The organism is Pseudoalteromonas sp. Isolate6, from assembly GCF_022398435.1.
Classification (GTDB): domain Bacteria; phylum Pseudomonadota; class Gammaproteobacteria; order Enterobacterales; family Alteromonadaceae; genus Pseudoalteromonas; species Pseudoalteromonas galatheae.
Genome location: NZ_JAKEVK010000009.1, coordinates 1 through 12559, shown reverse-complemented (window position 1 = coordinate 12559; position 12559 = coordinate 1). Strand labels below are relative to the sequence as shown.

At 44.3% G+C, this 12559-nt stretch carries 11 protein-coding genes; all 11 read right to left on the bottom strand.

The features are described from left to right. Window positions 1-64 precede the first annotated feature (64 nt). Window positions 65-1159 (bottom strand): flagellar motor switch protein FliM, encoded by a 1095-nt coding sequence (fliM, locus tag L1D50_RS02325; protein ID WP_128727873.1) that lies wholly within the window; start codon window positions 1157-1159, stop codon window positions 65-67. A 10-nt stretch (window positions 1160-1169) separates the two neighbouring features. Beyond that, complete coding sequence (gene fliL / locus L1D50_RS02320) at window positions 1170-1694, bottom strand: flagellar basal body-associated protein FliL (RefSeq protein ID WP_128727874.1); 525 nt, start codon at window positions 1692-1694, stop codon at window positions 1170-1172. Window positions 1695-1737: 43 nt separating this feature from the next. Continuing rightward, window positions 1738-3822 (bottom strand): flagellar hook-length control protein FliK, encoded by a 2085-nt coding sequence (locus tag L1D50_RS02315; RefSeq protein WP_138521955.1) that lies wholly within the window; start codon window positions 3820-3822, stop codon window positions 1738-1740. A gap of 142 nt (window positions 3823-3964) precedes the next feature. Continuing rightward, window positions 3965-4411, bottom strand: a complete 447-nt coding sequence (fliJ, locus tag L1D50_RS02310) for a flagellar export protein FliJ (RefSeq protein WP_138521953.1) — start codon at window positions 4409-4411, stop codon at window positions 3965-3967. Then, complete coding sequence (fliI, locus tag L1D50_RS02305) at window positions 4411-5742, bottom strand: flagellar protein export ATPase FliI (protein WP_128727876.1); 1332 nt, start codon at window positions 5740-5742, stop codon at window positions 4411-4413. Before fliI ends, fliJ begins: the two co-directional genes overlap by 1 nt. A gap of 72 nt (window positions 5743-5814) precedes the next feature. Then, a complete protein-coding gene (gene fliH, locus L1D50_RS02300) occupies window positions 5815-6630 on the bottom strand; it encodes a flagellar assembly protein FliH (protein ID WP_128727877.1) in 816 nt (271 codons plus the stop codon). Window positions 6631-6633: 3 nt separating this feature from the next. After that, window positions 6634-7674: a flagellar motor switch protein FliG gene (gene fliG, locus L1D50_RS02295; RefSeq protein WP_128727878.1), complete on the bottom strand. Its 1041-nt coding sequence runs from the start codon at window positions 7672-7674 to the stop codon at window positions 6634-6636. Continuing rightward, the gene (fliF, locus tag L1D50_RS02290; RefSeq protein ID WP_128727879.1) at window positions 7667-9385 is read right to left on the bottom strand and encodes a flagellar basal-body MS-ring/collar protein FliF; all 1719 of its coding nucleotides are present in this window, start codon (window positions 9383-9385) and stop codon (window positions 7667-7669) included. Before fliF ends, fliG begins: the two co-directional genes overlap by 8 nt. A gap of 20 nt (window positions 9386-9405) precedes the next feature. Then, window positions 9406-9738, bottom strand: a complete 333-nt coding sequence (fliE, locus tag L1D50_RS02285) for a flagellar hook-basal body complex protein FliE (protein WP_128727880.1) — start codon at window positions 9736-9738, stop codon at window positions 9406-9408. Window positions 9739-9995: 257 nt separating this feature from the next. Next, window positions 9996-11375: a sigma-54 dependent transcriptional regulator gene (locus L1D50_RS02280; protein ID WP_128727881.1), complete on the bottom strand. Its 1380-nt coding sequence runs from the start codon at window positions 11373-11375 to the stop codon at window positions 9996-9998. After that, window positions 11372-12472: an ATP-binding protein gene (locus L1D50_RS02275; protein WP_128727882.1), complete on the bottom strand. Its 1101-nt coding sequence runs from the start codon at window positions 12470-12472 to the stop codon at window positions 11372-11374. The genes L1D50_RS02280 and L1D50_RS02275 overlap by 4 nt, the downstream gene beginning before the upstream one ends. Window positions 12473-12559 lie beyond the last annotated feature (87 nt).

Sequence of the window (12559 nt, the reverse complement as noted above, 5' to 3'; positions counted from 1 at the left end):
TACCTGATTAAGTTAATTTGTTTTCCATAATTAGTTTCGCGATATGGCTTTTTCAACCTCGCGACTACCAATCTAAATCCACACCTTCGGAAAGGTGTAGATCTTCTTCTAATTCTGCCAGCTCAGCATCCGAATCGAGCTTTTTACCACCTTTGGTAAACACATGCAGCTCAGATTTCACTGATTCTGGACGTTTAATTTTTTCACTGATCTGTAAAGCTACATTATCGCGAGAACGGCCCATTTTAGCTCTAAAGGTTGGTAATTCTTCTACGAAAACGGTGACATGCTCAGGCATTTCCACTGGAATAACATCACCTGCTTGAAGCTTCATTATTTGCTCAAGCGATAGGTCCACCTCTAATAGTTGAGAAGAAATCTCGACTTCCACATCCATAATTTCATCGCGAAGCGCCTTACTCCAACGCAGATCTGTATCTTCCGTATCTGATTGCACACCAGCATCAAGTAGCTCTCGGATAGGTTCCAACATCGAATAAGGTAACGAAATATGGAAATCACCTCCGCCACCATCTAGCTCAATATGAAAAGAGCTAATCACCACCACTTCTGTTGGCGATACAATATTAGCCATAGCGGGGTTAACCTCGGAGTCGAGGTATTCAAAAGATACATCCATCACCGGCGCCCAAGCTTCTTTGTAATCTTCAAAGATGATTTTCAGTAACATCTGTACGATACGGCGTTCCGTTGGCGTAAACTCCCGCCCCTCAATCTTAGCGTGATAGCGACCATCTCCACCAAAAAAGTTGTCTACGAGGATAAAAACCAACCGGGCTTCCATGGTTATAAGACCAGTACCTTTTAAAGGTCTAAAGCGCACCATATTCAAACTGGTAGGAACAAACAAAGTATGAATATACTCGCCAAACTTAAGCATCTGTACGCCGTTGATGGATACCTCAGCAGTGCGGCGCATCATATTGAAAAGGCTTATCCGCATATGCCGAGCAAATCGTTCATTAACGATTTCAAGCGTCGGCATCCGCCCACGCACAATCCTATCTTGAGACGAAAAATCGTATTGTAAGGCACCAGCACCGTCACCGTCATCACCATCGCCGATTTCGTCTTCTTCGACTTCATCTACACCATGGAGTAGCGCATCAATTTCGTCTTGGGATAATAAATCGCTCACAAATACTACCTTATTGCATTACAAAGCCAGTAAACAACACACGCTCGATTACTTTACTACCTTCAACCTCTTCCATTGCCGCTTGGACTTTATCGAGTGCTGTTAGTCGCAATGTTTCTTTACCAGCACTCGTGCTTAACTCGTCAGCAGTAGTCGTTGAAAACACACCAAGTAGCGTACCTTCAATTAAGGGAATGTGCTTCTTTGCTACTTCTTCATTCACGTCGCCACGGACCAGCAGCTGTACTTTAATCTGCACAATTCTATCACGACTTGCGCCAGGTACATTGAAAACAAAGGGGCGAGGCATAGCAACATACAGTGCACTCCCCATCTCAGCAGCACTACCTTGCTCAGCTTTCACTTCACTTGCAGTCGTTTCTTCTGCTAGGGTTTCTTCCGGCGCATCTGAGCCCGAAAACAAGAAAAACCCCGCAACACCACCTAATACCAACACCGCAGCGGCAATAATAATGATTAGCTTTTTCTTAGAGCCACCCGTTTCTTCTATTTCTAAGTCGGTTTCTTCAGCCATAGCAAGCCCTTATGATCTTTATTAACTACAATAATAGCAGGTGTTAGGCATAGTAATCTATTGCAGAATCGGTATTTCTCTTTTGCGATGGTTGTGGGGTATCAGAAACCCCCTGTTCATCACTTAAAGTTTGCTGCCCACTCGCATTGCCACCAGCAGTTTGTGACTCGGAGTCAGTATTTCCACCTTGCTGGTGCGATATATGGCTATCGCCAAGTTCAATTCCCTGCTCAGCCAACATTTCTCTTAACCTCGGCATAGATTGCTCTAACAATTCTTTAGCTTGCTGATTTTGCACCACAATATTCACCTGGGCCTGCTCTGCATCGGATTTTATCCGAATTTGCATTGCGCCAAGTTCAGGTGGATCTAGTCGAATTTCAGCTTCTTTATTGTTAAGGTTTAGCATCATTCCAACTCGTTGATGCAATTCTTTTGCAGCATCTTGACGCGCAATATTAATTGCCTGTTGAAGATTAGCATCTGTTGTTTGTTTTGTCTGCGCTGTACTTTGGTTTGCAGGCTGAGATTGCTGAATTTGCTGAACTTCTTTTAGCGTTTGGTTTAGTGAGTTCGTGTCTTGCGGTGCACTTGTATTGCCGACTTCAGGCTTAACAGGAGTAGGTGTCGATGTTGCAACATTGGCCGGTTGACGCTCATTTTTACCAGCCTCTTTCGCGATGCTTGCTTCCGCTTGCATCAGCTTACTATTCTCTTTATCAATTAACTTTTCACTTATTTGTTTTTCCGAGCCCTGTTTTTCTGAATTTTGCTTTTCTGCTGCTAACTTTTCATCGCTAGCCAATTTATTTACTGCTATATTTTTTTCAGCACGCTCACCCTCTTTAACTACCACAGCCTGCTGCTCACTATTGTTAGACTTTTCTTGCGTGGCATTTACATTAAAAGACGCTTGGGTAGTATTTTTAACATCTGTAGCAGCTTCTTGCGGCATGTTTGTTGGGGTTTGTGTTACGACAGAGGATGACACAAATGCTTTAAACGGCTGTACATTTGCGAGATCAATACCCTTACCAATTAACTGAGTTACGGCTTTTTGTACAGCTGGCGATGCATCATAAATATCAAGCTTACCAGCCATCACAGCTTTTAATTCTTGCTGTTGCTGCGTGGTCAACTTTTCTACAATGGTTTGCACATCAGTAGTGCTTTTTGTACCTACTGAATTGTTGTCTTTCGTAGTTTGTGCACTAGCCTCAGAGATGATTTGCTTTTGCTCTGATTGCTTAGTTTCAGATGAAGAAACAGGTTGAGCAGACTCCAACTTCTCCGCGGTTATAGGCGTTTTATATTGCACTGTTTTAGATTCACCTTCAACTTGAGATCCTACTGACTTATCAGTATCTGGCTCCCGTCTTTCGTTTGAATTGCTAACCATAGCTTGAGTACTAGTATCCTTTTGCAGCTTAGGCTGTAACGTTTGCTCTTCGGCTTCTGCGCTGTTCTCCCTTAAGGAAGGTTTGGCAATCTCACCGTCTGCGTCTTTACTATCCAAAGCAGCAGTTTGTTGTAGCAAAGTACTTGTTTTAGTGCTGGCGTTTTCAGCTTGACCTTTTTCCCCTCGAGTGAGTGGACTTGCTTCGTCTTGTAGCTGCTCTTGAGATGATGCATTATCGCTCGCTTCAACCTCTTCATCAGCCGAAGAAGCTTTGCCCAATGCCTCTTTGACTGATTGCGCAATTGCTGTTGGGTTTTGGCTTAATGAAGTGCTTTGCTGTTTTGCAGCGTTGATCTGAGCATATAAATCATTGTCTGGTGAGTCAGGAAGCGGTTTGTCCACAACTACCTGACCTTTTTCAGTGTAGCTTACGGTAGTAGTGGGTACTTCGCCTTGCTGCTTAGAAGAAGAGGCTTGTGCTTTACTATCTGACTGCGGAGCATCATCTGATGCTACCTCGCTATCTATTGACGCATCCAGATCTGAGGTTACAGGATCTGCAGACTCTTTTACCTGCTTGCTTACACTCTCTTGCTCGGCTAACTCAACCATTAAAGCACTAAACCCAGAGCCACCTTCAGAACCCTCGGCGTCCGTCTCTTGGGATTTTTCTTTAATATCAACCTCGTTACTGCCTCGTTGCAGCATGGATGCAAGCATTAGATTCATCTTAGAGCTACCTCATAAAGTGGCAATGTCCTGCCGTTGCAATACACCGTTAAAAACCAACACTATGAATATTAGTGACTTTTACGAGTGGACTACTTAAATAATAAAACGCTAATTATTAAGAAGCATATTTCGAGCCAACTTACCAAGCACGCTCTCTTCGTACAAACTGATTCGTTGCAAACTCATCGAGCATCTTTTGTTCTGCTTTGGCAAGGCGAGTTTGCTTTGCGAGGGCTTGCTTCTCGATAAGCTTTTCAATTGCCTTCGTTTTAGCCTGCTGTGCTAGCCATAGCTTGCGGCGTTGTTCAACCACCTGCTTGGCTGTGTTGACCGTTTTTGCTTGCTGATCAATAGCCTGCTCAATCTTATTAATAAAGTTATGGTATTGATTGAAACCGCCACTAGACAGACCAAGTTGTGCTTTACTATGAAGCTGCATGCTGTATTCAAGACGGAAATCGTTTAGCCCCGATAGCCGTTGTTGGTTTGTTGCTAAGTGCTGCTGCGCTTGAACAAAATTCGCTCGAAGGTTATCTTCTTTGTCTTTTTCTAGCTTAAGCAATAAAGTCAGTTTGTTATTTGCCATTATGCTTGTCCTAGTAGCTTAGCGAGGCCTTGTAAACACTCATCGTAATTGATCACGTCTTTCATGCCTTGCTGAAGGAAGTTATTCACTGCAGGCATCATATTTATCGCCTGATCTAACATCTGGTCACTGCCACGTTGATAAGCACCTAAGGTGATCATGTCTTTATTCTGCTGGTACATTGAATAGACTTGCTTGAGCACTCTGGCTTGCTGCATGTGTGCCTCTGATACCACTTGAGGCATGACTCGACTGATGGACTTTTCAATATCTATCGCTGGATAATGACCACTATCAGCAAGCTCTCGTGATAATACAATATGACCATCCAAAATAGCCCGGGCAGCATCGGCAATAGGGTCTTGCATATCATCACCTTCACTCAATACCGTAAAGAATGCGGTAATTGAGCCTTGCCCTTCACCGCCATTACCTGCACGCTCAACCAGAGCTGGGAGCTTTGCAAACACGGAAGGCGGATACCCTTTTGTAGCTGGCGGCTCGCCTACCGCAAGCGCAATCTCACGCTGCGCCATGGCATAACGCGTCACTGAATCCAGTAACAACAGTACATTTAATCCTTGGTCTCGAAAATACTCCGCAATGGTCACTGCACTTTCACAGCCTTTTAAGCGCATCAACGGTGAGGCATCGGCAGGAGCAGCAACCACAACGGAGCGACGCCTACCCTCGACGCCCAAAATCTCGTCGATAAATTCTTTCACCTCACGACCACGTTCGCCGACCAAGCCTACGACGATAACATCCGCTTCACTGCCTCGTGTCATCATGCCAAGCAGTACCGATTTACCCACACCACTCCCTGCAAATAGACCCATCCGTTGACCTTGACCCACTGTCACGATCGAATTTATCGCACGCACACCTACATCCATTGGTGAGTCGATTGGACGTCTTGCAAGTGGGTTGATTTGCGCTGCGGCAAATTTTAGGTGTTTCTCAGCATCAATGGCACCAAGACCATCTAGTGGTCTACCAAGTCCATCAACTACACGGCCAAGTAAACCCATCCCAACAGGTAATCCTGCATCTTTTACTTTTGGGATCACGCGCGCTCCAGGAAGAACACCAGTGATATGATCATTTGGCATGAGGTAAAGCGTTTCTTGATTGAAACCGATGACTTCTGCATCAATAAAGCCGCCCAACGTCTCGATTTTACATTGGCTACCGACGGGTGCACTAAGGCCCCTAGCTTCAAGAGTGAGGCCAACCACACGGGTGAGGCTGCCTGCGACCGCAACCCCGTATGGTTTGATAAATTTATGATACTTATTGATGCGCTCACTCATAGCTGCAGATGTCGACATTTTCGCAATTACCTTAGGAAGGCATCGCTATCCTAGTTTGATAGCTTAGCTTATCTGGATAGCAGTGCAGTATTAATGGTTTATACCACTGTCTTGCAAAAATGATTCCAATACTTCACTAATGCGGTTTTTAAGCGTCATATCAATAGATGACTGCGGCGTTTTCACCTCACACCCACCTCTGTCTAAGGTAGGTTCCGGAAGTAACTGCCAATGCTGAGATTGTATATGTTCTTCGCCGTACATGGCTTGCACTAAGGCTAAATCTTCGGGGTGAAGATGGATGCGTACTGTTTGCTCTTTGACAGGCAACGCATCCATCGCTTTTTTCAACGCGTTTAAAATAAGTTCGGGCGTTGTCTTGAGCTCTTTAAAAATAACTTGCTCTGCCAATAAATTGACGAGTAAAATAAGCTGCTTCTCACACTCATCATCTACTTTTTTAAGCGGTGTTTGCATGCCATCTAAAATACTCGATAGAGCTTTCATCCTCTCTTCAATAAGGGGTTGGGCTTCTTCAAGGCCCTTTTCTTTTCCTATTTCAAGGCCTTCTTTATAACCTGCTTCCTTACCTTCAGAGACGCCCTTATCAAAGCCTTCAATGTAGCCCTGCTCATGGCCTTGTTTGATCCCTTCGTCATAGGCGTCTTGACGGATCTGCTCTAACTCTTCAAGCGTAAGCGTTGGAAACTCAGGCTCTTGTGGCTCTGGTTCAGCGCTTACCTCTCTCTTAGTATATAACTCTTCCAACGGCGTGCCGAAGGCTGTAGAACGGCCACGGTATTTCTCGGGCTTATCGGTAACATCCGGAATGGGCCAATTTTCTAGTAACTCATCTAAAGCTTCAGTGCTCACCGGGCGGCCTTTATACAACTTTTTATCGACCATGGCTTATAGGAACTCCTCACCACCGCCGCCGCCAAGCATAATTTCACCCGAATCAGCCAAACGTCTAGCCGTTGCCAGAATTTCTTTTTGTGCAGCTTCCACTTCACTTATCCGCACAGGTGGCATAGCCTCAAGGTCGTCTTGCATCATCTCAGCTGCCCGCTTGGACATATTTTTCATGATCTTATCTTTTAAGGATTCGTCAGCGCCTTTTATTGCTTTCATTAGTACGTCTTGTTGCACTTCACGCAGAATTGCCTGAATGCCTCGATCTTCAACATCCATTAAGTTCTCAAACACGAACATGAGATCTTGAATTTGCTGCGACATTTCTTCATCGTGCTCTCGAATTGAGTCCATCAACTGCCCTTCGACATTGGTGTCTAAGTAGTTCATGATATCCGCTGCAGCTTTTAAGCCACCCATTTTCGCAGCTTGTGCGCCAGCTTGACCTGCAAACTGTTTCTCCATTATCTCGTTTAGTTCTTGTAGTGCCGCCGGTTGTACTTCTTCTAAGTTTGCAATACGCATCGTTAAGTCTAAGCGCACTTTCTCAGGAAATTGTGACAAAATCTCGGCGGATTGCTCTGGCTCAAGATAAGACAATACAATCGTTTGGATCTGTGGGTGCTCGTTACGAATAATATTGGCAACTTGCTTTGAATCCATCCATTTCAACGAGTCCAAGCCTTTTGCACCAGAACCCATAACGATTTGATCAATAAGGCTCGCAGCTTTGTCTTCACCAAGCGCTGCGGTTAGTGCTTTCTTAATAAAGTCTTCAGATTGGAAACCAATCGTACTAAAGCTTTGAATCTGTTCAATAAACAAATTGTGTACAGCTGCAATTTTAGCCTGGGATAGGTCGTCCATGGAGGCCATCGCCATACCAACCTTTTGCACTTGCTTAGGCTCTAGGTGTTTTAAAATCTGAGCCGCATCTTCTTCAGTTAAACTGAGCAGTAAGATGGCAGCCTTGTCGACGCCGTCTAGCTTGTCAACGTCAAAGGCTGCGGGCAATTGTTTTTGTTCTTGATCAGTCATCTTCTGTCAACCACGCTTTCACAACTTGTGATGAGAGTTCTGGTTCGTTAGCAACTAAGGCACGTACTGCTTTAAGTAAGTCCTCGTCGCCATGTAAGTCTGGCAATTGTAATCTACCGTCAGAAGAGAAGCCAACCGCAGACTCATCGAAATCGTTATTTAGCATATCTAGTGTACTGTCGCCTAAATCTACACCACTGGTCAACGCATCTTCATCAAAATCTTCAAGCGTGTCATCTGGGTAAATTAGACGTTTAAGCATAGGTCTTACTACCGCTAAGATTAGCACAATGATCACTAAGGTACCTGCAACAAGACGGATGGTCTTTTGGAACCAGTCCTGCTCCCAAAGTGGTATCTCTTGTATTTCAGTGAGATCTTCACGCACAAATGGTACCGTTACCACTTCTAATGCATCACCTCGCTGCATATCAAAGCCCACACCACCTTGTAGCAAACGACGAATGTTGTTTAACTCTTCTTGCGTACGCGGAGCCATTGCCATGTTACCTTCAGCATCAGGCTTGGCGAGATAGTCAACGGCTACACTCACGCTGATCCGGCGAATAACACCTGTTTGCTGCCGCTTATGGCTGATAGTAGTATCTAATTCATAGTTACGGGTTGCTTCTTTTTGATTACTGCTTGGTGTTGCACTTTGACCATTGCTGCCTTGCCCAGCAATCTCTGGGATATTTGAGTTTACAGGAGGTTGATTAGTCAACGCTCCAGGGATGCCCACAGCTAAGCCACCAATATTATTTTCTTCATACGTTGTTTCGCTGCGAACCGCAGGTAAATCAGGGTTATAACGTTTTTGTGTTTCTTCAACTGCGCTGAAGTCCATCGTTAAGTCAACCTGCGCGGTAAAGTTACCAAGGCCCACTGTTGGGATCAGTATGCTATCAATTTTCTCTAGATACTCTTGTTCACGTTTACGTTCAATTTCATACTCTTTTCTCGAGCGCGCAGCCAAAGAGTCTTGAGAACCTGAGTTGAGTAGACGACCGTTTTGATCAGTCACTGTCACGCGTGAAGGCTCTAAGCCCTGTACCGCTGATGCCACAATGTCTACGATTGAATCGACCTCTTCGCCGCCAAGCGTTTTACCACGTTTAAGGGTAATAACTACGGTTGCCGAGGGCTTTTTCTCACGACGTGCAAAGACGTTTTCTTTTGGGATTGCGAGTAACACTTTTGCACGGTTTACGTCTTGTAACTCTTCAATTGTTCTCGCAAGTTGTTGCTCACGACTATGCTTTAAGCGCTCTCTTTCAAGACGTTGGCTAACACCAAAACCCATATCCTGCATCAGAATATCAGTGCCAGAACTCGGAGATTGGGTAAAACCGTCACGCGCCATCCGTAGTTTGATGTCCTGATAGTCCGACTCAGCAACTAAAATGGTATTACCATCGAGTTGGTATTCAATTTTCTGTTGATCTAAAAAGTCTAACGTTTCGACGAGTTCTTCTGTTGGGTATTTACCAAGTGGGCGCATATCTGGTTGGCGCGCCCAAATGATAATAAAGATTGCGATTGCTAAACAAATAGCAAGGGCAATAACCAGAGTAACCTGGCGCAACATATCAACACCGCTTAGCGCACTGAAGTAGCCTGATTTTTGCTCTTGTTGCTCATCCGAACCGCTGTCATTATTCAGCGCTGCGTCGGAAAGCGTAAGATCTGTTGATTGATTAGTAGCCACGATTACTCTCCACAGTCACTCAATTAAACTGGCATGCTCATGATTTCTTTATAGGCCTCAACAAGTTTATTACGAACTTGCACTGTAGCCTCAAAAGCGACCGACGATTTTTGTTTCGCTATCATGGCTTCTGCAAGAGAAATGCTTCTGTCACCCATTTCAACTGCGGTGACTTTTTGTTTTGCTTCTTGTTGTAAGCCATGAACTGTATTAAGTGCGTCTGAGAGTAAATCGCCAAACTGAGCCGACGAAGATGCTGCCGTCTTTACTGGCTGCACTGATGGCTGTGTGTTTCTCGTCGCTTCTGCAGCCATAGCCTGCATTTCTTGAAATAGCGCTGATGATTGTACTTTCATGATGCTTTACTCAAAATAACTCTTAGTTACCATTAATAAAGCAGAAAACGTGCCAACTTAAAACCTTTATTTTTCAGTATGTTACATTGTTTTTTGCATGTCGAAAAATTGGCAGTACATAGAAGTGAAAATTAGGTGCCTAAGATCTGCTGATCTTTATAGGCACCTTATTAAACTTGAATTAACAGATAAAATTTAACTTGAGGTTTGGATAAGGAATGAGTTAACTCATTCCTTTTAAGCTCAGGTAATTTAGGTTAAGCGGGTAGCGCAATCCCTAAATCTCGCATTTTCGCCAGCTTATAGCGAAGTGTGCGAGGGCTCATGCCCAATACCTCCGCTACCTCTTTACGTTTACCATTAAACTTTGCCAGCGTATCTAAAATAATTTGGTGCTCTTTATCCTGTAACTCATCTTTATAGCTAATGATCTCATCATCACTTTGCGAGCGCTCCATTAAAACTGATGCCTCATGGTTTACAGTTGGAGATGACTCAACCAAAGCCATCGGTGAGAAATTTTCGATAAAAATATCATCTTCTTGAATTTCATTACCTTGGAACAAAATTAGGGCGCGTTGAATAACGTTGTCTAGCTCCCGTACGTTTCCTGGCCAAGTGTGCGAACTGAGCTTGCGCTTTGCACCGCTGCTTAGTATAGGTGTTGACTTGCCTGCTTTTTGCGTATGTCTTACCAACAAATGCTCAGCTAACACAGCGATATCACCCGCTCTGTCTTTCAATGGCAGCCACTCTAGCGGGAAAACATTGAGACGGTAATATAAATCTTCTCTAAATACCCCATCATCCACCGCTTCTTTTAAATCGCGGTTACTGGTTGCCAACACTCTGACATCCAGTGAAATGGTTTTTCTGCTGCCTAGACGCTCTACCTCACGCTCTTGTAGCACACGAAGTAGTTTTGCTTGTAAGCCCAAATCCATCTCAGTGATCTCATCAAGCAAAATGGTTCCCTTTTGCGCTTGCTCAAATTTTCCAGGACACGCTTGAATGGCACCTGTAAACGCCCCTTTTTCGTAGCCAAATAAGGTTGCTTCAAGCATATTCTCTGGAATTGCAGCGCAGTTAATTGCGATAAAAGGCTCGTCTGCTCTATCTGATTTATCGTGAATATAGCGAGCCAACACTTCTTTACCTGAACCGCTTGGCCCAAGTACCATAACGCTGGCATCCGACTTAGCTACTTTTGCAGCCAGTTCAAGTAGTTTAATACTCTTTGGATCGGCAACAATGGGGCCGTCAGTCTCTTTTTCCTTCTCAGGTAAATAACGACCAACCATATTGAGCAACACTTCAGGTGCAAATGGCTTGGCCATATAGTCGATAGCGCCCAATCTCATCGCTTCAACCGCATCATCAATGGTTGCGTATGCTGTCATCATCAATACTGGTAATTCTGGATAGTTGAGTTTAATAGTCTTTAATAAGTCAAGTCCACTCATGGCACCCATTTGCACGTCACTCACCACCAAAGAAAAGGTTTCCTGCTTTAGCAATAAAACGGCTTGTTCCGCACAACTTGCTTCTACGCACTCAATATTTGAAAGCTGCAATGTATCAATGAGTGCTTCTCTTAAACCAGCATCATCTTCAACAACTAAAACTCTGTTACTCATAGTTCCTCCGCCTCAATTAGTGGTAGTACCAAGCTAAAACGCGCACCCTTACCTTCAACATTGTCTGCCTGCGCAAACCCTTTATGCGCGTTAGCAACCGAATTAACCACCGCAAGTCCTAGCCCAGTCCCCTGCGACTTAGTTGTAAAAAATGGTTCAAACAACTTGTCTACTAAGGTTTCATCAATGCCAGGCCCATTATCAACAACTGAGATACGTACATACTCGCCACACGGCTCGCGCTCTGCATTAAGTTCAATGTGTGCCGCACTGCCAATAATTTGAATACTGTTGTGGATCAGGTTTTGGATCGCACTTGCAAGCGCAGTACGATTACCTAATATTTCGATATCTGGCTCGGGTAAAAATGCTTCCAGCTTTGCTTGGTTAAGCTCAACCATAGCGTCAGCACCCGCTTTGACTTCACTCAATAACTGTTGCATTGACACTCGCTCAACGACTTGTTGTTCACCACTTTTAGCGAACAACAGCATGTCATTAACTTGGCTTTCTAAGTCTTTTAGGCGAGACATCAACTTGTCATGAAACTTTTCTCGAGAAGCCGAAGGAAGGTTAGCTGCACCTAGGTTTGCACCATATAACATCGCAGCCGATAACGGCGTACGCACTTGGTGGGCCAGTGAAGCGACCATTTTTCCCAATGCACTCAATCTTTGCATATGCGCAACACGACTTTGAAGCCTGCGCGTCTCGGTGAGATCTGTCATCAAAATGAGCTGGCCAGGTTCTGGTGTTAGCGCGGTAATATCTAGCTTAATTCTTCTGCCATCTTTAAGAGAGACTTCATGACCGTCGTCCTGCTGTGGTCGAAATGAACGCTGAATAATACTAAACCACTTTTCGCCTTCGAGTGGTTCACCCAACATATCCATCGCGATTTGATTTGCCTTGGCAATCATACCTTGACCATCGAGTACCACGACACCTGCAGGCATAGTATCAACAAGGTGACTTAACCAACTCGCCTGCTGCCTAAGGTCGCTTAATTCACCGACATAGGCTTCTTGCAGCAAACAGGGATTGTAGCGATTCATCGTTGGTACAAATTGTGGATTAATAACATGTGCTAATGCCATTTTTCCGCTCTCTTAAAAATAAACTCAATGGATAAAAGCAAAAAACGATCCAACTTTATATTTCATTTAAAACATATAGTTACACAA